The sequence below is a fragment of the uncultured Alteromonas sp. genome (assembly GCF_963976965.1).
Lineage (GTDB): Bacteria > Pseudomonadota > Gammaproteobacteria > Enterobacterales > Alteromonadaceae > Alteromonas > Alteromonas naphthalenivorans.
This window is the reverse complement of record NZ_CAXBMP010000005.1, coordinates 157,603-182,868: the sequence shown is the minus strand read 5'-3', so window position 1 is coordinate 182,868 and position 25,266 is coordinate 157,603. Positions and strand designations below refer to the sequence as shown.

24 protein-coding genes are annotated in these 25,266 nt (G+C 44.4%); 16 read left to right on the top strand and 8 right to left on the bottom strand.

What is annotated here, in order from left to right; translation table 11 throughout:
* Positions 1-145: 145 nt before the first annotated feature.
* Complete coding sequence (gpmA, locus tag AAC006_RS06280) at positions 146-892, bottom strand: 2,3-diphosphoglycerate-dependent phosphoglycerate mutase (RefSeq protein WP_057794463.1); 747 nt, start codon at positions 890-892, stop codon at positions 146-148.
* Between the two features lie 395 nt (positions 893-1,287).
* Between gpmA and acnA the strand changes: the two genes are divergently transcribed.
* Positions 1,288-3,999, top strand: coding sequence for an aconitate hydratase AcnA (gene acnA / locus AAC006_RS06275; protein WP_339890925.1), 2,712 nt, complete (start codon positions 1,288-1,290; stop codon positions 3,997-3,999).
* A 45-nt stretch (positions 4,000-4,044) separates the two neighbouring features.
* Here acnA and AAC006_RS06270 read toward each other — a convergent pair whose 3' ends face one another.
* Positions 4,045-4,590: an SEL1-like repeat protein gene (locus AAC006_RS06270; RefSeq protein WP_339890924.1), complete on the bottom strand. Its 546-nt coding sequence runs from the start codon at positions 4,588-4,590 to the stop codon at positions 4,045-4,047.
* 97 nt (positions 4,591-4,687) lie between these two features.
* A complete protein-coding gene (locus AAC006_RS06265; protein WP_339890923.1) occupies positions 4,688-6,904 on the bottom strand; it encodes an ATPase, T2SS/T4P/T4SS family in 2,217 nt (738 codons plus the stop codon).
* Positions 6,905-7,374: 470 nt separating this feature from the next.
* Between AAC006_RS06265 and rpsJ the strand changes: the two genes are divergently transcribed.
* From rpsJ to rpsQ, 11 genes are read left to right on the top strand one after another with little or no spacing between them, the layout of a single operon-like run.
* Positions 7,375-7,686, top strand: a complete 312-nt coding sequence (gene rpsJ, locus AAC006_RS06260; RefSeq protein ID WP_006012796.1) for a 30S ribosomal protein S10 — start codon at positions 7,375-7,377, stop codon at positions 7,684-7,686.
* A gap of 18 nt (positions 7,687-7,704) precedes the next feature.
* A complete protein-coding gene (gene rplC / locus AAC006_RS06255) occupies positions 7,705-8,343 on the top strand; it encodes a 50S ribosomal protein L3 (protein WP_013785735.1) in 639 nt (212 codons plus the stop codon).
* 18 nt (positions 8,344-8,361) lie between these two features.
* The gene (gene rplD, locus AAC006_RS06250; protein WP_013785734.1) at positions 8,362-8,967 is read left to right on the top strand and encodes a 50S ribosomal protein L4; all 606 of its coding nucleotides are present in this window, start codon (positions 8,362-8,364) and stop codon (positions 8,965-8,967) included.
* Positions 8,964-9,263, top strand: a complete 300-nt coding sequence (gene rplW, locus AAC006_RS06245) for a 50S ribosomal protein L23 (protein ID WP_013785733.1) — start codon at positions 8,964-8,966, stop codon at positions 9,261-9,263. The genes rplD and rplW overlap by 4 nt, the downstream gene beginning before the upstream one ends.
* Before the next feature lie 14 nt (positions 9,264-9,277).
* Positions 9,278-10,102, top strand: coding sequence for a 50S ribosomal protein L2 (gene rplB / locus AAC006_RS06240; protein WP_013785732.1), 825 nt, complete (start codon positions 9,278-9,280; stop codon positions 10,100-10,102).
* A gap of 15 nt (positions 10,103-10,117) precedes the next feature.
* Positions 10,118-10,393 carry a 30S ribosomal protein S19 gene (rpsS, locus tag AAC006_RS06235; protein ID WP_013785731.1) on the top strand — a complete coding sequence of 92 codons (276 nt, stop codon included), beginning with the start codon at positions 10,118-10,120 and terminating at the stop codon, positions 10,391-10,393.
* 12 nt (positions 10,394-10,405) lie between these two features.
* Positions 10,406-10,738 (top strand): 50S ribosomal protein L22, encoded by a 333-nt coding sequence (gene rplV, locus AAC006_RS06230; RefSeq protein WP_013785730.1) that lies wholly within the window; start codon positions 10,406-10,408, stop codon positions 10,736-10,738.
* A gap of 9 nt (positions 10,739-10,747) precedes the next feature.
* Positions 10,748-11,452 (top strand): 30S ribosomal protein S3, encoded by a 705-nt coding sequence (gene rpsC, locus AAC006_RS06225; protein WP_013785729.1) that lies wholly within the window; start codon positions 10,748-10,750, stop codon positions 11,450-11,452.
* Positions 11,453-11,455: 3 nt separating this feature from the next.
* Entirely contained in the window at positions 11,456-11,869 is a 414-nt protein-coding gene (gene rplP / locus AAC006_RS06220) for a 50S ribosomal protein L16 (RefSeq protein WP_013785728.1), read from the top strand.
* Positions 11,869-12,060 carry a 50S ribosomal protein L29 gene (gene rpmC / locus AAC006_RS06215; RefSeq protein WP_013785727.1) on the top strand — a complete coding sequence of 64 codons (192 nt, stop codon included), beginning with the start codon at positions 11,869-11,871 and terminating at the stop codon, positions 12,058-12,060. Before rplP ends, rpmC begins: the two co-directional genes overlap by 1 nt.
* A complete protein-coding gene (gene rpsQ, locus AAC006_RS06210) occupies positions 12,060-12,317 on the top strand; it encodes a 30S ribosomal protein S17 (protein ID WP_013785726.1) in 258 nt (85 codons plus the stop codon). Before rpmC ends, rpsQ begins: the two co-directional genes overlap by 1 nt.
* 75 nt (positions 12,318-12,392) lie before the next feature.
* On the opposite strand, the gene AAC006_RS06205 is transcribed toward rpsQ, so the two are convergent.
* Together AAC006_RS06205 and AAC006_RS06200 are read right to left on the bottom strand one after the other, a co-directional pair.
* Positions 12,393-13,484 (bottom strand): glycosyltransferase family 4 protein, encoded by a 1,092-nt coding sequence (locus AAC006_RS06205; protein WP_208806154.1) that lies wholly within the window; start codon positions 13,482-13,484, stop codon positions 12,393-12,395.
* Positions 13,481-14,515, bottom strand: a complete 1,035-nt coding sequence (locus tag AAC006_RS06200) for a glycosyltransferase family 9 protein (RefSeq protein WP_208806155.1) — start codon at positions 14,513-14,515, stop codon at positions 13,481-13,483. The genes AAC006_RS06205 and AAC006_RS06200 overlap by 4 nt, the downstream gene beginning before the upstream one ends.
* 144 nt (positions 14,516-14,659) lie before the next feature.
* Between AAC006_RS06200 and AAC006_RS06195 the strand changes: the two genes are divergently transcribed.
* Positions 14,660-15,979, top strand: coding sequence for a 3-deoxy-D-manno-octulosonic acid transferase (locus AAC006_RS06195; RefSeq protein WP_208806156.1), 1,320 nt, complete (start codon positions 14,660-14,662; stop codon positions 15,977-15,979).
* A 295-nt stretch (positions 15,980-16,274) separates the two neighbouring features.
* Here the strand turns inward: AAC006_RS06195 and AAC006_RS06190 are convergent, their stop codons facing one another.
* Positions 16,275-18,074, bottom strand: coding sequence for a sodium:proton antiporter (locus AAC006_RS06190; protein WP_126872978.1), 1,800 nt, complete (start codon positions 18,072-18,074; stop codon positions 16,275-16,277).
* A 248-nt stretch (positions 18,075-18,322) separates the two neighbouring features.
* On the opposite strand from AAC006_RS06190, the gene AAC006_RS06185 reads away from it, so the two are divergent.
* Entirely contained in the window at positions 18,323-19,186 is an 864-nt protein-coding gene (locus tag AAC006_RS06185; protein ID WP_126872977.1) for a hypothetical protein, read from the top strand.
* A gap of 116 nt (positions 19,187-19,302) precedes the next feature.
* Positions 19,303-19,890 carry a hypothetical protein gene (locus AAC006_RS06180; RefSeq protein ID WP_013785720.1) on the top strand — a complete coding sequence of 196 codons (588 nt, stop codon included), beginning with the start codon at positions 19,303-19,305 and terminating at the stop codon, positions 19,888-19,890.
* A 27-nt stretch (positions 19,891-19,917) separates the two neighbouring features.
* Here the strand turns inward: AAC006_RS06180 and AAC006_RS06175 are convergent, their stop codons facing one another.
* Positions 19,918-21,828 carry a methyl-accepting chemotaxis protein gene (locus AAC006_RS06175; RefSeq protein WP_126872976.1) on the bottom strand — a complete coding sequence of 637 codons (1,911 nt, stop codon included), beginning with the start codon at positions 21,826-21,828 and terminating at the stop codon, positions 19,918-19,920.
* Positions 21,829-22,154: 326 nt separating this feature from the next.
* Positions 22,155-24,362 carry a M3 family metallopeptidase gene (locus AAC006_RS06170; protein ID WP_339890922.1) on the bottom strand — a complete coding sequence of 736 codons (2,208 nt, stop codon included), beginning with the start codon at positions 24,360-24,362 and terminating at the stop codon, positions 22,155-22,157.
* A gap of 320 nt (positions 24,363-24,682) precedes the next feature.
* On the opposite strand from AAC006_RS06170, the gene AAC006_RS06165 reads away from it, so the two are divergent.
* Positions 24,683-25,201, top strand: coding sequence for a YgjV family protein (locus AAC006_RS06165; RefSeq protein ID WP_339890921.1), 519 nt, complete (start codon positions 24,683-24,685; stop codon positions 25,199-25,201).
* The last annotated feature ends 65 nt before the right edge of the window (positions 25,202-25,266 follow it).

The window sequence follows — 25,266 nt, the reverse complement described above, 5'->3', positions numbered from 1 at the left end:
TAACAATGATAATGGTCGAAAAAGGAAATGATTTGAGAAGTGTAGTTAAGAGTCTAATAGATATAAAAGAACCGCAAACAACGTTTGCGGCTCTTTAGTCGTGGCTCTAATAGTCAGCGTTAGCTTTCTAATAATTACCTATCGACTACTTAGCTTTGCCTTGCTTAGCAACGGCATCCATCATCGCCTTAATGGCTTCTGGATCGCCCAAGTACTCTTTAGAGATAGGCTTCAAGTTTTCGTCTAGCTCGTATACCAAAGGTACGCCAGTTGGAATATTTAAGCTTAGTACGTCTTCATCAGACATACCATCTAAGTATTTAACCAATGCACGAAGGCTGTTGCCGTGAGCCGCGATAATAACGCGCTTGCCAGCTTGAATGTCTGGGCGAATAACATCGTGCCAGTAAGGCAGTACACGCTCGATAGTCATCTTCAAGCTTTCACCACGAGGAAGAATCTCGGCATCAACGTTGTTGTAACGACGATCGACTCCTGGGAAGTGTTCGCTGTCAGTATCGACCGCTGGTGGTGGAATATCGAAACTACGACGCCAAACTTTAACTTGCTCTTCACCATGCTTAGCAGCCGTTTCAGCTTTGTCTAAACCTGTAAGCGCACCGTAGTGACGCTCGTTCAAACGCCAGTGACGTTCAACAGGTAGGTAATGTTGACCCATTTCTTCCAAAGAGATATTCAACGTTTTGATAGCACGAAGCAATACAGACGTGTAAGCCTGATCGAATTCAAAACCTGCGTCCTTCATTAACTGACCAGCGGTTTTAGCTTGTGCTACACCTGTGTCAGTTAAATCAACGTCGTGCCAACCAGTGAAACGATTTTCAAGGTTCCACTGACTTTCTCCATGACGAATAAGTACCAGTTTATACATAGTAAGGTTACCTGCGGCGTTAAAGTGAAAATGCCCAACGAATGCCAATGAAATGGTGCGTCAGACGGATACGAAAAAAAGATGATCGCTATCATCGTTGATCGGCAACGAAAAATCCAGTTTCGAAAAGCCAAGTTTAACAGGTAAGACTAGCCAAATAGTGATGCAGACCCCTTTAGTATCAACATAAACTGCTTAGCTAACGGTGTGAAATCAACATGAACTTTTTTTCACATTGTTACCGTATACAACTATAAGTGAGAGTAGTTAGGAGCGCTAATTCCTTCTAAGGCGAAATAAGAGTGCGAAATGGCACTGCAATTCATCTAGTAAAAGCGCTCCCTGACTTGCTCCTAGAACTATATTTATGACAGGCAAATAAGGATGGTGAGCGCGTGAAATATCAATCTTTTTCTAATATCGATGTCGATGGCAATTCCTTCAAGGCAATTAGCTTTGACAAAGTAAATGAGAACTTTGCGCTCGACCGATTACCGTATTGTATTAAAATTCTTCTTGAAAACTTACTTCGTCATGAAAATGAAGAGTTTGTTACCAGTGATGACATTGAACAAGTTGCCACGTGGAATACAGAGAATCACGTTGAGCATGAAGTATCTTTTGTTCCTGCCCGCGTCATCTTGCAAGATTTCACTGGTGTGCCAGCTATTGTTGATTTGGCCGCTATGCGGGATGCAGTGAATAAGTTAGGCGGCGATGCTCAAACTATTAATCCGCTAAATCCCGTAGAGTTAGTTATCGACCATTCAGTAATGGTTGATTTCTTTGCAGAAGAAAACGCGTTAGAGAAAAACACTGACGTTGAAATTGAGCGTAATAAAGAGCGCTACCAATTTTTAAAGTGGGGGCAATCTAGCTTCGACAACTTCAAAGTTGTGCCTCCTGGTCGAGGAATAGTCCACCAAGTTAACCTTGAATACCTTGCACGTGTTGCCTTCACGAAACAAGAGGGTGATGACACCCTAGTGTATCCCGATACGCTAGTAGGTACCGATTCACACACCACTATGATTAATGGGCTTGGCGTACTTGGTTGGGGTGTAGGCGGTATTGAAGCTGAAGCGGCTATGTTGGGCCAACCCGTTACTATGCTTCTACCTAAAGTTGTTGGGTTTCGTTTAGACGGTGAATTGCCGACGGGCGTGACAGCAACGGATATGGTGCTGACTATTACCCAGCAACTACGTGCACATGGGGTTGTGGGTAAGTTCGTAGAATTCTATGGCCCAGGCTTGAAGCACTTAACCACAGCCGATCGTGCCACTATTGCCAATATGGCACCGGAATACGGCGCAACCTGCGGTATTTTCCCTATTGATGAAGTTGCGCTCGATTACCTGCGCTTGACTGGGCGGGACGAGTCGCAAATTAAACTTGTTGAAGCGTATGCGAAAGAAAGTTCGCTATGGCACGATGACTTTACTAAAGATGCCGAATATCACGAAACGTTAGAGTTAGACTTAAACGACGTTGTCCCCTCGATTGCAGGGCCAAAACGCCCTCAAGATAGAATTGCACTAGATAACGCTGCAAAAGCATTCAATGAATGGCATCGCTCGCAGATTGATGTGAAAGTGCTAGACGAAGAAACTGAATTTGTCGCCGAAGGCGGTGCAGTACCTGAAGTCAATGAAGAGCATGATTCGTATGTAGAATTCCGTGGTAATAAATTTAACTTAGAAGATGGTGCCATTGTTATTGCGGCCATTACGAGTTGTACCAACACATCAAACCCCTCGGTGCTTATTGGAGCGGGGTTACTAGCGAAAAAAGCGGCGGAAAAAGGCTTAACCCGTAAGCCTTGGGTAAAAACGTCTTTAGCCCCAGGCTCGCAGGTGGTGACTCAGTACCTTGAAGATGCAAACTTGATGGACCCACTCGAAACTCTCGGTTTCAACCTTGTGGGTTACGGTTGCACTACCTGTATTGGTAACTCGGGACCCTTGCCTGATGCTATTAGCGATGCAATTAAAAAGGCCAAGCTTACTGTTACCTCTGTATTGTCAGGTAACCGGAACTTCGAGGGTCGTATTCATTCAGATGTTGCGGCCAACTATTTAGCGTCGCCACCATTGGTTGTCGCTTATGCCTTAGCGGGTAATATGAATATTGATATTACTAAAGAGCCACTAGGGTTGGGCAACAATGGTGAGCCAGTGTATTTGAAAGATATTTGGCCTAGTGAAGATGAAATTCAAAGCCATATAGCTGAACATGTCACCAGTGATATCTTTAAAGCAAAATATGCCGACGTATTTAAAGGCAGTGGTGTGTGGAATGACCTAACGGTAAGTTCAACATCGGTATACGATTGGCCTGACTCTACTTATATTAAACATCCGCCATTTTTCCAAACAATGGGCGAAGAACCCGAAGCACTTAGTGCTATCGAGAACGCAAGATGTTTGGTGAAAGTGGGCGATTCAATTACCACCGACCACATTTCTCCGGCAGGCGCCATAGCGCCAGACAGCCCTGCAGGCGAGTATTTGCAAGCAGAAGGCGTAAATACCAAAGATTTCAATTCATACGGTTCAAGGCGGGGTAACCACGAGGTGATGATGCGCGGTACTTTTGCGAATGTGCGACTGCAAAATCAGTTGGCTCCGGGTACTAAAGGCAGTGCTACCACGCATTATCCTAGTGGTGATGCCATGTCTATATACCATGCGGCCATGCGTTATCAAGACGAGGGTGTTGCTGCGGTAGTTGTAGGTGGGAAAGAATACGGTACAGGCTCTAGCCGAGATTGGGCTGCTAAAGGGCCTTCTTTGATGGGCGTGAAAGCGGTCATGGTAGAAAGCTATGAACGTATTCACCGTTCAAATCTAATTGGTATGGGTATCTTACCGTTGCAGTTTAAGCCGGGCGACAGTGCGAGTAGCTTAGGAATTAAAGGTAATGAAACTTTCTCAATTGGTGCAGTAAGCCGTGACCAAAAAGACGTGGATGTCACCGTAACGTCTGATGCAGGCGAATCACAAACATTCTCGATGGATATTCGAATCGATACATCGAACGAATTCACGTATTTCGAAAATGGCGGTATTTTGCACTATGTAATTCGTCAATACTTGAAGAAATAGGGATTGGATAAACAGCGGCGTTTAGCGTTTTAGTATGCTGGCGAGTCAACGTAAAAAGCCCGATGAAACATCGGGCTTTTTTGTAGCGTAACGGATAAATAAATAGAATCGCTTAGAGCAGATTATCTCTTTAATGTTAGAGCCAATTGCCGCACGTTTTTCGCAGCGTAAGTCTTGCGCTTTCGCTCCGTACAGAGCAATATGTTCCTCTACGTAAGGTTGCATCGCAGTTCTAAAATCTTCTGGCAACGCATCCCGAATAGAGCGAAAAGAACGATTCCACTCCGCGGTTTTTTGTTCCATAGCGACTTTTAACCACAGCCAACCCTCTTCATAATTAGGCTCGATACCCCACCCCTGAAAATACATTTGAGCTAAGTAATACTGAGATGATTTATTACCTAATTTCGCGCCTTCTAATAATTTAGTATGGGCTTCTTCGTAATTTTCAGCTTTTAATGCGAACAACCCACTTTCAACAATCGAAAGGTATTCGGTTTTCCACATTTGATCTTTAGTTCGTAATTGGGCTTCTGCCGCCGTTGATATCAGTGTGCCCGTGCATAACAACGCAAAAACTATTGCCTTCATATTGGTTTCCATTCCTTTAAGTAATAGATTTATTAGCATTATTTAATACTGTTACAGCTAAATCTTCAAATTTAGAGTGTTAGTAAATATTTCGTGGTTAGTCGCCACCCACAATTTGTACTTGTGGAATGTCGGTATCGCCCTTAATAACTTTGAAAATAGCATCTTGTACTAAGGTTCGCATACCGTCTTGGGTGGCTTGTTTTTTCATTTCTGCAACACTGGCTTCTTTATAAACCAAAGAGCGTAGTTCAGGCGTCATTCCAAGTAGTTCATGAACCCCTGTTCTGCCTTTGTAGCCCGTGTTACCACACTCTTCGCAGCCTTTTGCTCTGTAGAGTTTGAGCGGAGAAGGCAACGCTAATTCATCTAGCATCTGCGCGCCGTACTGCCGTTTAATGAAGGCCATGTCAGTATCACTGGCTACATACTCTTCCTTACACTTACCACAAAGGGTTCGAATAAGACGCTGGGCTAATATACCTACACAGGCATCTGAAAAGTTCACGGGATCTAACCCCAAATCTAACAAACGGGTAATGGTTTCAGGGGCAGAGTTGGTATGCAGTGTAGATAACACCAAGTGGCCAGTAAGCGAGGCTTCAATGCCAGCATGAGCTGTTTCTTTGTCACGCATCTCACCAATAAGAATAATATCGGGGTCGGCACGCAAAAATGCCCGTAGGGCGTTAGCAAATGTGAAGCCTATTTTGGGGCTTACCTGAACCTGCTGTAAACCGGGTTGAGTAATCTCTACGGGGTCTTCTGCTGTCCATATTTTCTTTTCTGGGGTGTTTAGGTAACCCAAAATAGCATGCAAGGTTGTGGTTTTACCGGAACCAGTTGGCCCTACTACTAACAAGATGCCATGTGGCTTTTTAATCATGTCTTCTAAGCGCTTCAAATTGGTAGGCGCTAGATTCATTTTCTCGATGGGCATAGCGCCACCTGACGCTAGCAAACGCATCACCACCCCTTCACCGGCTACAGTAGGGATGGTGGCAACACGTACTTCTACCAGTTGCCCATTCATCTTAAACGCCAACTTACCGTCTTGAGGTACACGCTTTTCAGCAATGTTTAGGTTAGACATAATTTTAATACGGGCAATAACCGCATTATGGTGTGAGTTAGGCACTTTGTTCATATCTCGGCACACACCATCAACCCGCATTCTCACACGAGTGGGGGCATTCTTCTCTGGGTCGATATGAATATCAGACGCGCCAAGACGCTTTGCATCGTGTAATACACGACTAACCAAACGTACTACTGCAGGGGCATCATCGGAAAGCTCATCGACAAGCTCGTCGTTTTCCTCAGTTGATAAACCAATCTCATCAAGAATCTCACTCATGTCACCAGGCGCGTTACCGCCGCCGCCTTCACCTAGGTACTGAAGTATTTGATGGGGCAAGCCGACAGCAATTTCATAACTTTCGATACCCAATGCGCTTTCCGTTTCCATTAACAGCGCGGCATTGTTAGGCTCTGCCATTAACACAATGGGGTTACCCTCTACATCAGAAATAACCGCAACATGGTTACGTTTAAGGTAAGACAGGTTTAGTTTACTTTCACCTTCATAACGATGGTACTTATCGGGTAAGTAACCAATGAAGGGAACCTGGTAATGAATAGAAAGAGAATGGCCAATTTCATGCTCGGGAACGCGATGCTCAGACATCAAACCCTGCACAATAGCGCGGGTGTCATTAGAGGTAGATAGCAGAGCTTTTAACGCAGGTTCGTTAATTAAGCCTTTATGGAGTAGAGAATCAAATGGATTGTTAGTACCACCAAGTTCATAACGGAACTTAGCCCCTAGTACCAATGCTAAGTCGTTTGCGCGCGCTAAATCATTATCATCAAAACTGCCGTGTTGCTTATTGATAATTTGCATTACGCCCATTAACACACCGGCATTAAGAATCGGCACACATAAAATGTTAGTGGTTTTGAAGTCGTTGTCTTTATCGAACTTATCAGCAAACCGTAAACGGGGATGAATAGCTTTAAGCTCTGCGGTGTTATAAGGATCAGCTATGAGTAAAGGCAATTGCGAGATAGCAACATAGCCGGCAATAGACATGGGGCTAATAGGCACTTTAATCTCTAACGTTTCTTTACCCGTTTTAAAGCGAGCGACTAAATCTTGATGTTGTCGGCGGCGCTGAAAGATGCTCATGCGGGTAGCACCAAACATGTCAAGAATGATGGGTTCAAGCAAACTGTATGCGTCTAATAAAGACGAGTGATTATTCAGAATGCGTTTAACATGAGTGAAAATATGCTGACTGTTTTCTACTTCCATAGTGTTCTTAGCACAGCGTAACGCTGCTATATCCAAATTTGATTAAACGTTGTTGCATATGTTTTACCACCTTATAGGTATAGCGCTTTAACGGCAATACTACTTACATTAAGGTAGCTCAATAATAACGTAACTTTACACCACCTGTTAAAAAGACGCAGCTGTACTAAAGTCATAGATTTGCAATTAATGTGTACAAAAAGCGATCTAGCGGTTGCAATGTATCCTGCCTTCTGTATAATTCGCGCCCACTGCCCAAATAGGGCAATGTTTCTAACCGCGACCTCACTGCTTTTAGGGTGGTTGCCAGCGTAGCAAGCGAAATCGATAAGATAAGACTGCTACAGGCGTGTTAGGAAAAAGAACAGGGTTCCAATTGGGAACCATCGGTTTACGCACATCTTTTCTTTCCAGAATAAAATGGAAGAGAAAAGGTGAATTTTTTTGTTCTTTCGATTGGAGCTTAATCGATGCCAAATCAAAGAATTCGTATTCGTTTGAAAGCGTTTGATCACAAGTTGATCGATCAGTCTACGGCTGAAATCGTTGAAACGGCGAAACGTACTGGTGCTCAGGTCAGCGGTCCTATTCCTCTGCCTACTCGCAAAGAACGCTATACAGTATTGACATCTCCTCACGTAAATAAAGATGCACGTGATCAATATGAGATTCGTACTCACAAGCGTTTAGTAGACATCATTGAGCCAACTGATAAAACAGTTGACGCATTGATGCGTTTGGACTTGGCTGCCGGTGTTGATGTTCAAATCAGCCTGGGCTAACAAGAGAGGGTAATAACAATGGCGATTGGTCTAGTCGGTCGTAAAGTGGGTATGACTCGCATCTTCACTGAAGATGGTACGTCTATCCCTGTGACTGTTATTGAAGCGACCCCAAACCGTGTTACTCAGTTACGTACTGAAGAACTTGACGGTTATCGCGCTCTTCAGGTTACTACTGGAAGCAAGAAAACGAACCGCGTTAACAAAGCTGAAGCAGGTCATTTTGCTAAAGCTGGTGTTGAAGCAGGTCGTGCTCTAGTAGAATTCCGCCTGGAAGATAACGAAGGTGGCGATATTGAAGTAGGCAGTGAAATCACTGTTGAAATCTTTAACGACACTAAAAAGATTGATGTCACTGGTACATCAAAAGGTAAAGGTTTTGCTGGCGCGATCAAACGTTGGAACTTTAGTTCACAACGTATGACTCACGGTAACTCTTTGTCTCACCGTGCACCTGGTTCGATTGGCCAAAACCAATCACCTGGTAAAGTTTTCAAAGGTAAGAAAATGGCTGGTCAGCTTGGTAACAAGCAAGTGACTACCCAATCTTTGGAAGTAGTACGTGTAGACGTAGAAAATAGCTTAATCCTTGTTAAAGGTGCCGTACCTGGCGCAACTGGCGGCGATGTAATCGTTAAGCCAGCTGTTAAAGCGTAACGTCTGGGGAGTGAACTGATGGAATTAACATTGAAAGATGCGCAAAGCGCTCTTGAAGTATCCGAAGCGACCTTTGGACGTGAATTCAACGAAGCCTTGGTACACCAAGTCGTTGTAGCTTACGGTGCAGGTGCTCGTCAGGGTACAAAGGCGCAGAAGACTCGCGCTGAAGTACGTGGTGGTGGTAAGAAGCCATGGCGTCAAAAAGGCACAGGCCGTGCTCGTGCTGGTACTATCCGAAGCCCAATTTGGGTTGGTGGTGGTCGTGCATTCGCAGCCAAGCCTCGTGACTTTGATCAAAAAGTTAACAAGAAAATGTATCGTGGTGCTATCAAAAGCATCTTGTCTGAACTAATCCGTCAAGACCGTTTGGTTGTGGTAGAGAAGTTTGGTGTGGAAGCACCTAAGACAAAAGAACTTATTGCTAAGCTTAACGACTATGAACTAAATGATGTTCTTATCGTTACTGCTGATGTTGATGAGAACTTGTTCCTAGCGGCACGCAACTTGTACAAAGTTGACGTACGTGATGTTGCAGGCATCGACCCAGTAAGTTTGATTGCATTTGAAAAAGTGCTAATTACAGCTGATGCGGTTAAACAACTTGAGGAGGCGTTAGCATGAAAGAAGAACGTCTACTGAAGGTGCTTTTAGCACCGCATGTTTCAGAAAAGTCTACTATGGCTGCTGAAGCAAGCAACACGGTTGTATTTAAAGTAGCGAAAGATTCGAACAAAGCTGAAATCAAAGCTGCAGTTGAAAAACTGTTTGAAGTTGAGGTTGAAGGTGTTCGTACTGTAAACGTTAAGGGTAAAACCAAGCGTCACGGTCAGTCTTTCGGTAAACGCAGTGACTGGAAAAAGGCCTACGTGGTTCTTAAAGAAGGTCAGGACATCGACTTTGTCGGTGGCGCTGAGTAAGAAGGGGATTAGAAATGCCATTATTGAAAGCTAAGCCAACTTCTGCCGGTCGTCGTCACGTTGTTCAGGTTACTAACCCTGACCTTCACAAAGGCGCGCCTTACGCACCTTTGCTTGAAAAGAACAGCAAATCTGGCGGTCGTAACAACCATGGTCGTATTACAACTCGTCATATTGGTGGTGGTCATAAACAACACTACCGTTTGATTGACTTTAAACGCAACAAAGACGGCATTCCAGCCGCTGTTGAGCGTTTAGAATACGATCCTAACCGTTCTGCTAACATTGCACTAGTATTGTATGCAGATGGTGAGCGTCGTTACATTCTGGCTCCAAAGGGTATGAAAGCGGGTGATGCAATCCAGTCTGGTTCGGATGCTCCGATCAAGTCTGGTAACACATTGCCAATGCGTAATATCCCAGTAGGTTCTGTTGTACACGCAATTGAAATGAAGCCTGGTAAAGGTGCACAAATTGCACGTTCTGCCGGTGCTTATGCTCAGATCCTAGCACGTGACGGAAACTACGTTACCTTGCGTCTACGTTCTGGCGAAATGCGTAAAGTACTATCTGATTGCCGCGCCACCATTGGTGAAGTAGGCAATGCAGAGCACATGCTGCGTTCACTGGGTAAAGCCGGTGCAACCCGCTGGCGTGGTGTTCGTCCTACAGTTCGTGGTGTTGCCATGAACCCAGTAGACCACCCACACGGTGGTGGTGAAGGACGCACGTCGGGTGGTCGTCATCCAGTATCTCCTTGGGGTGTTCCTACTAAAGGTAAGAAAACCCGAAGTAACAAGCGTACCGATAAACTTATCGTACGTCGTCGTAATAAGTAACAGCGAGGATTCACCATGCCACGTTCTCTCAAGAAGGGTCCATTTATTGACCTTCACTTGCTGAAGAAGGTAGAGGCTGCAGTGGAAAAGAACGAACGTAAACCAATTAAGACTTGGTCTCGTCGTTCTATGATCATCCCAGATATGATTGGGTTGACCATTGCGGTCCATAACGGTCGCCAGCACGTTCCAGTCATCATCAGCGATGAAATGGTCGGCCACAAGTTGGGCGAATTTGCGCCAACGCGTACTTACCGCGGCCATGTCGCGGATAAGAAAAGCAAACGATAAGGGGTAGGATAAATGGAAGCATTAGCTAAACACCGTTTTGCCCGCTCGTCTGCTCAAAAAGCACGCTTGGTAGCGGATCAAATTCGCGGTATGCACGTTGAGAAAGCTCTTGAGCTACTTACGTACAGCCCGAAGAAAAGCGCAGCGCTGGTTAAGAAAGTTTTGGAATCTGCGATTGCAAATGCAGAACACAATGAAGGCGCTGACATCGACGAATTAGTCGTTGCCAAAGTTTTCGTTGACGAAGGTCCAACTATGAAACGTATCAAGCCACGTGCCAAAGGCCGTGCAGATCGTATCTTTAAGCGTAGCAGTCACATCACTGTGGTTGTAGCGGATAACTAGGAGTAGATAATGGGACAGAAGGTACATCCTACAGGTATACGCCTGGGTATCAGTAAACCATGGACTTCTACCTGGTACGCTAATACTGGTGACTATGCGGATAACCTGTATAACGATCATCAGGTACGTAAGTATCTGACTAAACAGCTTAAAAGCGCTTCACTTTCTAAAATCGTGATCGAGCGTCCTGCTAAGAGCATCCGTGTGACTATTCACACTGCTCGTCCAGGCGTTGTAATCGGTAAAAAAGGTGAAGATGTAGAGAAGCTTCGCGCCTATGTTTCTAAGCTAGCCGGTGTGCCAGCTCAGATTAACATTGCAGAAGTTCGCAAGCCTGAGCTTGACGGACAACTGGTTGCCGACAGTATCTCTAGCCAGCTAGAACGTCGTGTAATGTTCCGTCGTGCTATGAAGCGCGCGGTACAAAACGCAATGCGTCTTGGTGCTAAGGGTATTAAAGTTGAAGTAAGCGGCCGTTTGGGCGGAGCAGAAATTGCTCGTTCTGAATGGTACCGTGAAGGTCGCGTACCTCTGCACACTTTCCGTGCAGATATCGATTACGCAACTTCAGAAGCTGCAACTACCTACGGTATTATTGGTGTGAAGGTATGGATCTTCAAAGGTGAAGTTCTGGGCGGTTTGCCTACAACTCAAGAGCAAGCTCCGCCTGCTCAACCTAAGAAGAAAGGCCGCAACTCTAAGCGTGAGGGCTAAATCATGTTACAACCAAAGCGTACGAAATTTCGTAAAATGCATAAAGGTCGTAACCGTGGTCTTGCCATTGCGGGGAGCAAGGTAAGCTTCGGTACTTATGGCCTGAAAGCAGTTGGCCGTGGTCGTATGACCGCTCGCCAAATCGAAGCAGCGCGTCGTGCTATGACTCGTCACGTTAAGCGTCAAGGTAAAATTTGGATTCGAGTTTTCCCTGACAAGCCAATTACTGAGAAGCCTCTTGAAGTGCGTCAAGGTAAAGGTAAAGGTAACGTTGAGTACTGGGTATGCCAAATTCAACCTGGACGTGTTCTTTATGAGATGGAAGGTGTTCCTGAATCTCTAGCACGCGAAGCGTTTGAATTGGCAGCGGCTAAACTGCCATTTAAGACAACCTTTGTAACTCGGACGGTGATGTAATGAAAGCGACTGAACTGAAAGAAAAAAGCGTAGAAGAGCTGAACGCAGAGTTGATTAACCTGCTACGCGAACAGTTCAACTTGCGCATGCAGCACTCAACTGGTCAACTTGAAAAGACTGATCAATTGAGAACTGTACGTCGTAACATCGCGCGTGTTAAAACCATTCTGACTCAAAAGGCTGATGCGTAATGACTGAACAAAAAGTTCGTACAGTGCAAGGTCGTGTGGTTAGCAACAAGATGGATAAAACCATTACTGTTGTTGTTGAGCGTTTTGTAAAACACCCTATCTACGGGAAGTTCATCAAACGTTCTACTAAACTTCACGCCCACGATGAAGAAAACGTATGTAACCAAGGCGACGTAGTCACTATTAGTGAATGTCGTCCATTGTCTAAAAGCAAAAATTGGACATTGGTTAGCGTTGTAGAAAAAGCTGGCGTTTAATCGCTAACTTTTCTTACGATTGAAAAAGCCGCTCTTGAGCGGCTTTTTTATTGTCTAAAATTTAACAATGCAAAATTAAGATGGCTGTGTGACGGTCAAATACAACTCGCTATAACTAGCCGCCATTTCCTTGGTACTGAAATGCCCTTTTACATGTTGATACAACTGATTGCCTAAGGTCTCTCGGGTTTGCTTATCATTTACCAGTGTAATCAGCGCATCGGCTATTTCATCTATATTCCCTGGCGTCACCATTAATCCTGTTTCATTATGCTCAATAATTTCGGGAATACCGCCTACCGGTGTCGATACCACCGCACGCTTACAGGCTCCCGCTTGAAGAAGAATAACGCCTAAACCCTCTGCATAAGCGGGGTGAACCACAATATCAACACTGGGAAGAATTTTACTGACTTCATCGGTAAAGCCACACAGGTGAACGTGTTCGGTAAGTAAATGCCGGTCGATAAGTGCTTCGTAGCTTTCTTTAAGATTTCCTTTGCCAAAAAGTAAACAACTCACTTTAGGGTTATTTTGAACCACTTTTTCCATGGCTAAAATAATATCAGCTTGGCCTTTACGAGATATAAGCTGAGCAAAGTTAGCAATAACGGTATGATCTGAAGGAATGGAGAAGGTTTCACTTAGCCACGCTTTGTCACCAGGCTTCGAAAACTCTTTAAAATCTACGGACGAGTGAATAACCGGTTGGTGTTTCACTGCTTCACAGTGATGACTTACCACATTAAACACACCCTCAGAAATGCTCGCTACAGCCGCAAACTGACTGTATTTATAAGTGGCAAACAGTGATTCTGGGTTATCTACTCGTCGTGTGCATATAGCGGGAATACCCGTGATCTTCGCTACCATGGCGCCGAAAACATCTGCCCCACGACGACTATGTACATGAATGACATCGGCATTAATTTTACGGGCGATGTTAACCATGCGTTTCACGGCAAATAAGTCTGTTTCTCCGCGATAAGCAATAGTATGCGTTTGGCAGCCTGAAAGGGACAGCGACGCAATTTTACTATCTTCTGGGCATATTAGGTGGTTTTCGTAATCAAACTGGCGGTTCAGTGAATCTAACAAGTAAACAACTTGTTTAGCGCCGCCATACAAGTTTCTACCCAACTCTATATGCAAAATCTTTAAGCTCACAGGTATTCCTTCACAGTGGTAAAAACTTCTTCTGGGCGAATTAACGCCATACAGTCAAATGTACCATTGCACGTTGGTTTACGCTTACATGGCGCACAGACTAGCTTTTTATATAATACATGAGTGTTAGCATTATCAGTATATGTATACGGACAGGTAGACCCAAAAAGCGCAACTGTAGGGCGAAGAAAAGTAACCGCCATGTGTGTTAGGCCAGTATCAACGCCAATAAAAGCTTTAGACTGCTTCACCGCCACGGCTGATTCAGCTACCGATACATGCCCCGCTAATGAATAAACATCACCTTCATTGAAGGTCAGTGCCTCTGCATCACAGCTATCTGATGGGCCGCCTAGAATAACGATGGAGATATCACTGTGCTGACGGATAAGCGTGATAAGTTGCCTCCAATGATTAATTGGCCAGTGCTTTTGCGGGCGAGTAGTAAAAGGGGCAAGTACGATATAATCGCCATTTACCGACAGGGCACCTAGCGTGCCCTGAAGCTTTTGTGTTGCAGCTTCCCCCATTTCAATATGTAGTTCGTAAGAATGCGCTCCCATATGCTTTGCTAAATATCGATACTCGCTACTGATTTGGTTTGATATTGGTTTATCTATTGTGTCGGTTAAGAAACGTTGGCTTTGCTCTTTACTATTAAAACCAATTCGGACACCTGCACCACTGAGATAGGCTAAAAAGGCACTTTTAAGTAAGCCTTGGGCATCAATGGCGTGGGTAAAACCTTTATCGTGGAGTTGTCGCCTAAATGCCAACACCGATTTGAGCAAAGACCAATAGGCGCGCTTCTTACCAAACGCTTTCCATTCGCTTTTCGGCCACACGATAATGTCGTCAACGAAAGGGTGGTGTTGTACTAGTCCTGCATACGGTTTTTCAACTAACCAGGTAACTCGAGCATTAGGAAGAGCCGCTTTAATGCTGGACGGAAGCCCTGAGGCCATTACAATGTCACCAATAGCGCTAAGCCTGATTAAAAGTACGTTCGGCTGGGTTGCAGTAGAGCACATAAAACTTACATGTAGACGAGTTATAATGGGTGAGTAAAACACATAATAACGTCAGTTTGATGACGACCTAGCATAGCGCTACGCATTTCATTTATTGTGTAGTGAGCCAGTCAGGCTACCAAAGAATAACAATAGGAATTACTAATGATAAGAGGCGGTAAAGAAGCCGAATACAGACCTACATTACTAGAAGATGTGTGTCGCTGGCTTTACTCCTGTGTATTATTTTGCATTATCCCTTTCGCATTTATCCAGCTAATGCGCCGCGGTGCGACAAGAAATAAAGAATATAACCAACGCCGGTTCGAGCGATTCGGTTTTGTTGCTAAGCCCCAAAAAACTAACGGTTACCTGTTTCACTGTGTTTCGGTTGGTGAAGTGGTGGCGGCATCTTGCTTAATAAAGCGCATCATTCAGGCTGAGCCAGATACCCAGATTACGGTGACCACGACTACGCCCACAGGCTCGGCAAGGGTGCGGGATATTTTTGGTAATACGGTACACCATTTTTACTTGCCCTATGACTTACATACGGCAATGGCTGCCATGATAAAGCGCATTAAACCTAAAGCGGTGCTTATTACCGAAGTCGAATTATGGCCTAACTTTATCCATGCTTGCTGGAAGCGCCACATACCGATAATGGTGATTAATGCTCGTATGACAGATAGGTCAGCTAAGCGCTACATGAAAATAGGTAAACTGTTTAAACCCATGCTAAACAAACTTTCTCATATATGTACTCAAGGTCAGCGTGATTACAATAATTACCTTGCACTAGGTATGCCTGAAGCACGTATGACCCAAACTAATAATATTAAGTTTGACCAAGCTGCGACTACATCGCATCTAAGTATAGGGTTCATGGGCCTTTCACCAACAGACGGCCCAATATTAGTTGCTGGCAGTACCCACGATCTTGAAGAGCAAGCCATGATTGATGCCATGAAGATACTTGGCTCGTCAACCGCAGGTAATAATCTTCGCTTGCTATTAGTACCTCGTCACCCAGAGCGGTTTGATACCGTTGCTAAGCTGTTAGAGCAAAACGAACTTGCATACGTTCGAACAAGTAATATTGATGCTATATCGCCAGAGACGAAAGTTATTTTGCTTGATGAAATGGGCAAATTGAACAGTGCTTATAGCGTTGCTAGTTTTGCATTTGTAGGGGGATCGATTGCAAATCGCGGTGGGCATAACGCGTTAGAGCCAGCCGCCTTTTCTATTCCCATCATGATGGGGCCGCATACCTATAACAACCCAGTAATTTGTGAGTATTTGGAAGAGCGTGGGGCGCTTACAAAAATAGCGAACGCACAAGAAATTGCTCAGCAATGTGAAGCTTGGATTAATGCCCCGATGAAACGTGAGGAAGCTGGAAAAGCCGGCCGGAAAGTTTTAGAGGAAAACAGTGGTGCATTGGATAAAACGCTAGCGGTTATAAAACGTAATGTAGGTTAACCTTACTTATAAATATCAATTGGTTAATTTTAGCTCACCAAAGTTGTGCGCACATTGCACCAAGGTTTTTCTTTGCCCCCCTTTGGAAGCCTGCCATTTCATTAAGAAATGCGTAAGCTATTGAAAATATTTCGAAAATGCAAAGTGGTCTACTCTTTGCTTTTATAACGCCGACAGCGTAGTTACGGTAAAATATAAACAATTATGCTTCTCATGAAGAAGCACTGGATTACGCGTTCTCCAGGGAGATGCACCCTGCTTAGGCAGGGTGCCATCTTAACCCACAAGCATCTTCTTACACTGCTTCACCTTCAGGTAAAATCAAACTTATTACTCGCCACCCAGCCTTTGGATGAATGCTGTTCCCATTCACGAACGTGAAGCTTTTTCCTTCAACATCTATGGCTATTAATGGTGTGGCTCTATCACCATATTTTTCATTATATTGCGCGAAGGTAAACTCATCAGAAAGCCGTGTTGTTTTAATACTGGCGTTACGAGCAATCGCTGATGCCAAATACCCATAAGTCACCCCTTCATCAAATAAGGTAAGACGTTTGGCGTATTGTTCACTGACTTGGTGACTTGGACGGGTAGATTGTTCGTTACTTGTCAGTGCCCACACTTTGTCTTTGCCCATGGTATTTTCAAAATGATACGCGATGGGAGGATTGAGCTGTTTGTAAGGTGACATAATCAACACCGTACCAAAACTGGCAATATCAAGATGACGAGCTGCGTGATCTGACATGGGGTTACCAAAATACACAGGAATATCCATCATTCGGGCTTCACGAATGGCATCCCAGTTGGTATCTGCAACGGTAACGCTCAACTCTTGCTTAATCATTTCATCAGCAAGCATACGGTTAAACTTACTGCCACCGAATACTAGGTAAGCGGTAGGGGCAGGGGCTCGAACTTTCAGCAATTGTGCGACACTTCGAGAAGTAAGGCTTTGTACAACGACGGTAGCAATAATCACAAGAAAGACCATAGGCACGATAATGCCAGCACCCTCGTAGCCAATTTCTTCAAGCTTTAAAGAAAACAATGCAGATACGGCTGCGGCCACAATACCGCGAGGTGCAATCCAGCTCAGCAAGGCCAACTCATTAAGTTTAAGACCAGTACCAATAGAAGACGTTGCTACCGATAACGGACGAGCGATGAACATGATTGCGCCAAGGACAATAAGTGCTCCCCAGCCCACATCCGCAATAGATTGAAGGCTAAGACGGGTAGCAAGTAATATGAATAAGCCTGAGATGAGCAGCACACTTAAGGTTTCTTTGAACTCTAAAATGTCTTCTACTTCCACGTTCTTCATGTTGGCTAATACCATGCCGGTAATGGTAACGGCCAATAGTCCAGATTCATGTGCAACATAGTTTGACGCTGCAAACACGCCGAGAATAATGGTTAAAACCGCGGTGTTTAATAAGTAATGCGGGATCCAATCTTTGCGGATAGAAAGCCCTAGCAAATAACCTGAACTAAAACCAAGCAGGAAACCAATTCCGATGGTTTTTCCAAAGGTGATAAAAGTGTGGGAAATAGCATTGCCTTGAGAGGCGACGATAAACTCAAAGACGAGTACGGCCAGCAGGGCACCAATGGGGTCGATGACAATGCCTTCCCACCGTAGGATACTTGCCAAATTAGATTTAGGCCGCACAGTACGCAGCATGGGCACTATCACGGTGGGGCCGGTTACCGTCACGATAGCGCCGAATAAAAAAGAGAGTTGCCACGACAAGTCTAGGCTGTAATGAGCCGCCACAGCGGCAATAACCCAGGTAACTAACACACCCACACTACATAGGTTGCGAACCATATTGCCATGACCAGCAATATCACCAAACTTAAGGGTAAGGGAACCTTCGAACAGAATAATAGCAACGGAAAGCGATACAACTGGGAACAAAAGGTCGCCAAAAAGCGCGTCTGCGTCAAGCACGCCAAATACAGGGCCAACCACAATACCTACAATTAAAAGCGGTAAGATGGCAGGTAAACGAACTTTGTACGCGAGATATTGGCAGCTAATCGACAATAAGCCAACGGCAACCAAAGACATGAGTGGATCTGACAATGCGTGTTCCCTTATTTATATAATTGTGAGTATGTAGCCATACTCATCTTGTTATGCGGTTCCATCATATAGCAACTTATCTACAAGCCGACAGAGACTTTCGTATAAGCGCCATGTAATTAAAACAGAGTTTAGCCTATAAGGGATCAATTCGCTTATATTCAACGTTGTCGTGGAAGGGGAAGCATAGTATTTTAAGACTTCATTAATTACGCGCCAAAGAGCGCCTTATCAACGGACTATCTACGTTGCTTAATCACTCATTTTTACCTGTAGCAGTTGCTACGTTTTTTTCGCTCTCGTTACTTACTGGTTGTGCTGCTTCATACCCTGAAGCTCAGACTAAAATATCTGTGGGTAAGTTAACGGTGCTTCCTGACGTATTAGAAGAGACGTCGGGGCTGTTTTGTAATGCCTCAACGCTCGTTAGTTTGAACGACTCTGGAAACAAACCGGAATTGTTTCATCTATCTTATGAAGGCAAGGTGATTAAAACCGATAGAATGGCGTTAGACAATATCGATTGGGAAGCGGTTACAGCAAGTTCAACGCATTGGTATGTTGCGGATGTTGGCAACAACAAGGGCCGTCGTGAGAGTCTTACTATATATAAGGTCAATAAAAATGACCTTAACGATATAGTCACAATGACAGTAGCCTATGAAGGCAACAATCCAAGTAGCAACATGCCTTATGCCCATGACTTTGATTCAGAGGCCATGACGTATGCCAACGGAAAGTTAATACTGTTCTCGAAAAGCTGGCGTACCGGTGTGGCTAAAGTGTATGAAGTTAATGAATCTACAGAGCCCCAGACACTAACCGCGTTTGCGCATATCGAAGGTTTACCGGGTGTTATTACTGGCGCAGATTACGATGCCGCTCGTAATCTATACGTCATTGTGGGCTATAAATCTGACCCCTTTGGGAACTTTGATACTTTCATGGCCCAGGTTGATAATCAGTTTGTTCCTATTAATATCTGGCCGTTACCTGCTTATAAACAAGTAGAGGGTGTATGTGTTGATGACAACGGCAATTACTGGTTTTCAGAAGAAGCTGCTGGGCATCGCAAGGCATCGCTTACCGAAGTTAAAATCATTCAAAAATAAATTAGTCTATATTTTAATCACTTGACGGGAGTTGGCATAATGGCTAATTCCCACGTTTTACACTTCGTGGTTATATAAGGTTCTACTCTGCTTTTGCATATTAGGTAACCGGTTTAATGCGTAGATTCTCTCAGCTTATAGTGATGCTTACAGCGCTTCAAAGTGCATGGGTATCGATATCTGTCTCTGCCTCAGCGATAGAAGATGCTGAACAGTGGTTGAGTGAATATGTAAGTTTGGATGATACTTTTTCCATCGCGTTATCTAAAAACAAAATTAGATTTAAAGGCTGTAAGCAGAAGCAATATCAGTTAGTGGTCAATCAGCAATTCACTAAACGCTTCAATGTGGAAGCCATTGTTCACTATAACAAAGGCTTACTCGATTATGGGGTACTCGCTCAGCGGGTTAAAAGCCATGAATTTGAGGTGGTGAGTTGGTGGGATAAAGGAAGTTACCGGGTTGGGTTAAGCCACAAAATTCGTCCTGAACATGAAATTTCCATTCCCGTTGCCGAAGTGATTCAACTCCCTACTAGTACGACGGCTAGTGTGTATTTTGAAGTTCCTCTAATGGAAGAAAGACACACGCTCACGGTTGCGGCTTCTAGAGAGTCATGGAAGTCGGACAGCGCAACAATCCAGTTGCCGTGGAGCAAAGCCCACGACAACCAAGTTAAACTGCAATACGCTATTGCGTTCTAGCCAAGCAGTATTGAAATAAAACTAATCTCATAACTTAAACTGACTAACCTCTTGAGCCAGTTCGTTTGCTAGTTCGTCTAGCTTCTCGCTAACGCCTACTAACACATGTGTGGCATTAAGGGTTTCATCACTCGATGAACTTATCTCATTAATACTCCGGCTAATATCTTCAACGACGGTCGCTTGTTGCTCTGTAGCGGTGGCCACTTGGGTATTCACATCATTAATCAGCACGATTTCCTCGGCAATTTTCTGCAAAAGTTTATCGATATCATCGGTAGCGCCAACCACGTCTTTGGTTTGAGCTTTGCTATCTTGCATTTGAGAAACTGCCGTTTTGGAGTCGAGTTGGAACTTATCAATCTTGATCTGTATCTCATCGGTGGCGGCAGCTGCACGCTGAGCCAGTGTGCGAACTTCATCGGCCACAACCGAGAAGCCTCTGCCATGATCGCCAGCCCGAGCGGCTTCTATCGCTGCATTCAACGCAAGTAAATTAGTTTGCTCTGAAATGCTGCGAATTGTATCAAGTATGCCGCCGATAGCCGCAGTGTGCTCATCAAGAGACTGGATAACCTCAGACACACTTTCTACTTGGGAAGAAAGGTTCGATATTGCGTGCACCGCTTTTTGAGTAAATAGGCGGCCTTCTTGCGAGCTTTCAGTCGCACGATTCGCATTTTGCGCAGCATAAGTAGCAGACTGTGCGACTTCAGTGACCGTGCTGCCCATTTCAGTTAACGCTGTTGCGGCCTGCATGGTTTGGTCTCGCTGACTACGAGTAGAACGTTCATTTTGCTGAGATTGGCTGGCCACTTCTTGAGCTGAGGCTTTAAGGGCTTGGCTAGTTTTAGCTACCGATGCAATAGTACTGTGAAGATGATCGATAAAACTATTGAAGCCTTCAACCAGTCGAGCGGTTTCTTTTTGTTCTGGTACGTCAATTCTTGAACGTAAATCGCCTTGTCCTTTATCAAGTTGCTGGAAAATATCAGCTAGAGATTCGATAGGTTTGGTGAGAGACGATGCCAGCCAAATTCCAAGCAGCGCAAACAGGCCCGCGATGGCAATAGACCATAAAATGATCTGACGACTGCCTGCATTTAATGAGGCATAAAGCTCTTGCTCGGGTACTTGCGCCACCACGTACCAACCGGATTTTTCTACATACGTACTAGCAAAAAGGACGTCATCGGCGTTTACTTCACTGGTTGCCATCGCAAAATCACGTTGTTGCAGTAAAGTCCGCGAAGCATTTGTGCCACTAATGGCGCTTAGTTTGGATTTTCCTAAAAGGCTAGTATCAGGGTGGGCAATAATAGTGCCCTCGCCATCAACTAAATACACGAAGCCGGTTTGAGCAATTTTTACCGCGTTAATAATATCTAATAGCTCGTCAACAGACTTCGCAACTCCAGACATGCCTCGGCCTGCGGTTTGTTGGAAGTTAGCGAACAATCTATAACCTTGGCCAGGTTCGTTATACAAGCTAAGTGAAATTGGCGTACCACTATCACGGTAAGCAAAGAACCATCCATCGAATTCATCGTTTTTCAGCACTCGTAAAAAACCGTCTTGATTCCAATACTTAGTGGTTTTTCTATCGACGAAAGAGGCTACGGTTAAGTCGTTGAAATTCACGATATCGTTCAGATAAGCGATAAGTCGCTTTTCACCTGAACTATCAGCGCCAGCGGCTGACCAAGCTAAAATGTCAGGATTGGATGCAATACCATGGGCAACAGAAAGCATCACACTGGCTTCTCTATCGACCTGATTGCCAATTTGCTTCAACAGTGAAGGAAGTTGAAGCTGTTCCATGTTTTCTTTTACTAAATCTCGGGCTATCCATTGGCTAATTGAGCCTACCAAGATTGAGGCTGCCAACACGGCGACCATTAGTGAAATAATTAATTTTTGTTTAATACTCAAAGTCATAACTTCCGACCATATGTGGACTGCTGAAATAACGACGCTGCACTGCAGGCACAGTCACGTCTTGGGCGTTGGGTTATTACTGTTAGCGTCTACTTTACTGCTTAGTTGCAGGTTATTAATCACGTGATGAAACACGAGGAGAGGTAGTTCGCACTAGCTTTATTTTTATTATGTTTTTGTATCGGCAGAAAAACGCGAAGTATTATACTATCGACGTATAAAACCGATAAATTGATTTTGAAGTTAAATTGACCGAAAGGTCAAGAAAAAGCCGCGAAATGAGGTGAATTTCTCAACTTCGCGGCTTGTTTAGGTAGGTTTAACGATTAATTTTCGCTTTTGTCTTTGCTTTTATCTTCGGGGATTGGAAAACCTCTGTCGCGCATTAATGCGTCAACTTTGGCATCGCGGCCACGGAATTTACGATAAGCTTCAGCTGGATCCATCGCATTACGAACCGAAAAGAGGTACTTCACTAAGCGATTGCCCACTTCTTCGTCGTAAAATCCACCCGGTGCTTCCATAAAGGCTTCTGATGCATCAGCGGTCAGCACTTCTGCCCACATATAACCATAATACGCGGCGGCATAACCTTCACCCGAGAACACGTGACCAAAGTGAGGTGTGCGGTGACGCATAACAATCTCTTCGGGCATACCGAGTTTTGTAAGCTCTTCACGTTCAAAGGTATCGGGCTCAATAGTCGCTGGATCAGTGGTATGGTACTTCAAATCCATGATAGCAGAAGCCATATATTCAGTGGTTTTGAAGCCTTCATTAAAGGTTGATGCCTTCTTAATCTTAGCAACAAGTTCAGCAGGAATAGGTTCACCCGTTTCATAGTGTACTAAGAATTGATTAATAACTTCGTCGGTGGTTAACCAGCGCTCTAATAGTTGCGACTGGAACTCAGTGTAATCACGTACGCCTGAGTGTGAAGAAGGGTATTTCACATCAGCAGATAAGAAATGCAGTGCATGACCAAATTCGTGGAAATAGGTTTCTGCATCATCAAATGAAATGAGAGTGGGTTCGCCTTCAGCCCCTTTTACGAAGTTAGAGTTGTTAGAAGACAACACCGTCTTTTTGCCGTCGAAGGTTGTTGACGAGCGATAGGTTGTGGCCCATGCACCAGAGCGTTTACCTTTGCGAGAAAACGGATCTAAGTACCATAAACCAATGTGTTCACCGGAATCTTTATCGGTCACTTCCCATACTTTAACGTCTTCGTGGAATACAGGCACTTTACCTTCTTCCACTGGGGTAAAGTTGAAATTAAACAAACGACCAGCAACGTAGAACATAGCATCGCGCAGTTTATCTAGCTGCAGGTATTGCTTCACTTCGTTTGAGTCTAGGTCGTACTTGGCTTGGCGAACTTTCTCGGCATAAAAACGATAGTCCCACGGGGCAATAGTGATATCAGCGCCTTCAGCGTCAGCAATGGCTTGCATATCGGCCACTTCTTGTTCAACACGTGCAATGGCAGCGGGCCAAACCTTCATCATAAGATCCATGGCGTTTTCAGGGTTCTTTGCCATACGGTCTTCTAAGCGCCACTGGGCATAGTTTTCATACCCGAGTAATTCAACGCGCTCATCACGTAAGGTTAAAATGCGCTTAATGGTTTCGTTATTGTCGAACTCATCAGCGTTATCGCCACGGCTGTAATAGGTGTTCCATACTTTTTCGCGTAATTCACGGTTAGTAGAGTAGGTTAGGAACGGATCCATTGAAGAACGGGTGTTTGTTATTGCATATTTATCCGGCTCACCACGGCTCTGGGCGGCAGATTTAGCGCCTTTTACGAAAGATTCAGGCAAGCCACCTAATTGGTCTTCAGTAATATAGGTTACGTAGTTCTCTTCATCCGCCAGTACGTTATTTGAGAACGACGTATAGAGGGTTGCTAACTCTTCGTTAATGGCGGCATAACGCTTTTTCGCTTCGCTGTCCAACGTCGCGCCATTGCGGGCGAAGTCGTTATAAGTCATCCAAGTAATGCGCTGTTCTTCTTCGGTTAATGTCGATAGTTCTTCTGACTCATAAACCGCTTTAACACGTTCGAATAACTTTTCGTTTTGTGTGATTTTGGTAGAAAATGCTGACAACTTGGGTGACATTTCTACTTGGATTGCACGAAATTCAGGACTTGATTTATTCGCACTCCAAATGCCGTAGTAACGAAATACGCGGCTAAGCTCGCTACCTGAACGTTCCATAGCCACAATTACGTTTTCAAACGTAGGTGGCTCGGGGTTATTCGCAATTTCATCAATCTCTTTAAGTTTGAGTTCCATTGCTTTTTCAAGGGCAGGTTTCAAATCTTCCAGTTTCATTTTATCGAAAGCCGGAACGCCACCATAGGGGCCTTTGAATTCTTGAAGGAGTACATTGTCGAACTGTTGGTTTTCCTGCATTGCGGGGGTTTCAGCAGTATCTACAGACGTTGTCTGAGGCGCTTTTTGCTCAGAACAAGCACCGAGTGCAAGCACTACCGCCATCGCGGTAAGCGACGTTTTAAATTTTCCCATTATTATTTCCTGTCTTATTATGATTTCTTTTATTTTTCTTGTCGTTAGGTCAACCCGCCCTAGTAGAGCAGATCAATACCAACGATTGAAGCGTTAATTAAAATCTCACACATTCAATACTATGCCATTGTAAAACTAACTTAAATGTCTCTTAACGTAATAACCCGCTAGACCAACGAGAATGCGAGTCGTAGCACCTAAATGACATTCATCGAAAAGCCCAAAAAAACCATTGAAAGTTTTTAGCTAATCACTACACTTCGCGCCATTAAAGAACGGTTATTTTTTGACTCATTTGTTATCTATAAAGGAGCATTGGCGTGTTTGAATTATTGCTTCATACAATCCCTGTATTGTTTGCTATTGGATCGTTTTGGTCCAATACAGAGCGCAAGCTTTTATTTTTGAATTTAGGGTTGTGTGTGGCGCTAGCCAGTTTACTTGCTTTCGAGCAAGCGTGGGGTGGGGTGGTTGTTATTACGGTGGCAGGCTTAAGCACAACATATCGTATTGTTACTCAGAAGCTTTTACCCGCGTACGCCACTTATATTATTCTTACGTTGATGACCGTGCTAGTGGCAAGTATTAACACCCTTACGGGTAAGACTGGGCTACTAGAACTTATGCCAGTAATGACTTTCATGGTGTATCGCTTTGGTGAGTTACACTGTAAAGAAGCAGGACTGCGTATTTGCATGATAATTGGCTCGGTTAACTTTACGGTATACGGCGTGGCTACTCAAACATGGGGCCTGGCGATTACCGAAGCCTTATTCGCTATTTCCAATGCGTGGTATTACGTTAAGTTACGTAGGCAACTTGCTGCGCTGTCGTTATAAAGCCAGATAAGCGGGCAAATTTAGGCTACAAAAGAGGGTGAGCGCGAAAGGCTGAAATTGAGCCC

Coding starts and splice junctions, on each gene's coding strand:
- AAC006_RS06265 (WP_339890923.1), bottom strand. CDS start 6,904: ATGGAAGTAGAAAACAGTCAGCATATTTTCACTCATGTTAAACGCATT.
- rplD (WP_013785734.1), top strand. CDS start 8,362: ATGGAATTAACATTGAAAGATGCGCAAAGCGCTCTTGAAGTATCCGAA.
- AAC006_RS06195 (WP_208806156.1), top strand. CDS start 14,660: ATGATAAGAGGCGGTAAAGAAGCCGAATACAGACCTACATTACTAGAA.
- rplB (WP_013785732.1), top strand. CDS start 9,278: ATGCCATTATTGAAAGCTAAGCCAACTTCTGCCGGTCGTCGTCACGTT.
- AAC006_RS06180 (WP_013785720.1), top strand. CDS start 19,303: ATGCGTAGATTCTCTCAGCTTATAGTGATGCTTACAGCGCTTCAAAGT.
- rpmC (WP_013785727.1), top strand. CDS start 11,869: ATGAAAGCGACTGAACTGAAAGAAAAAAGCGTAGAAGAGCTGAACGCA.
- rpsJ (WP_006012796.1), top strand. CDS start 7,375: ATGCCAAATCAAAGAATTCGTATTCGTTTGAAAGCGTTTGATCACAAG.
- rplP (WP_013785728.1), top strand. CDS start 11,456: ATGTTACAACCAAAGCGTACGAAATTTCGTAAAATGCATAAAGGTCGT.
- rplC (WP_013785735.1), top strand. CDS start 7,705: ATGGCGATTGGTCTAGTCGGTCGTAAAGTGGGTATGACTCGCATCTTC.
- AAC006_RS06270 (WP_339890924.1), bottom strand. CDS start 4,590: ATGAAGGCAATAGTTTTTGCGTTGTTATGCACGGGCACACTGATATCA.
- rplW (WP_013785733.1), top strand. CDS start 8,964: ATGAAAGAAGAACGTCTACTGAAGGTGCTTTTAGCACCGCATGTTTCA.
- rpsQ (WP_013785726.1), top strand. CDS start 12,060: ATGACTGAACAAAAAGTTCGTACAGTGCAAGGTCGTGTGGTTAGCAAC.
- rpsS (WP_013785731.1), top strand. CDS start 10,118: ATGCCACGTTCTCTCAAGAAGGGTCCATTTATTGACCTTCACTTGCTG.
- gpmA (WP_057794463.1), bottom strand. CDS start 892: ATGTATAAACTGGTACTTATTCGTCATGGAGAAAGTCAGTGGAACCTT.
- rplV (WP_013785730.1), top strand. CDS start 10,406: ATGGAAGCATTAGCTAAACACCGTTTTGCCCGCTCGTCTGCTCAAAAA.
- rpsC (WP_013785729.1), top strand. CDS start 10,748: ATGGGACAGAAGGTACATCCTACAGGTATACGCCTGGGTATCAGTAAA.
- AAC006_RS06200 (WP_208806155.1), bottom strand. CDS start 14,515: ATGTGCTCTACTGCAACCCAGCCGAACGTACTTTTAATCAGGCTTAGC.
- AAC006_RS06170 (WP_339890922.1), bottom strand. CDS start 24,362: ATGGGAAAATTTAAAACGTCGCTTACCGCGATGGCGGTAGTGCTTGCA.
- AAC006_RS06175 (WP_126872976.1), bottom strand. CDS start 21,828: ATGACTTTGAGTATTAAACAAAAATTAATTATTTCACTAATGGTCGCC.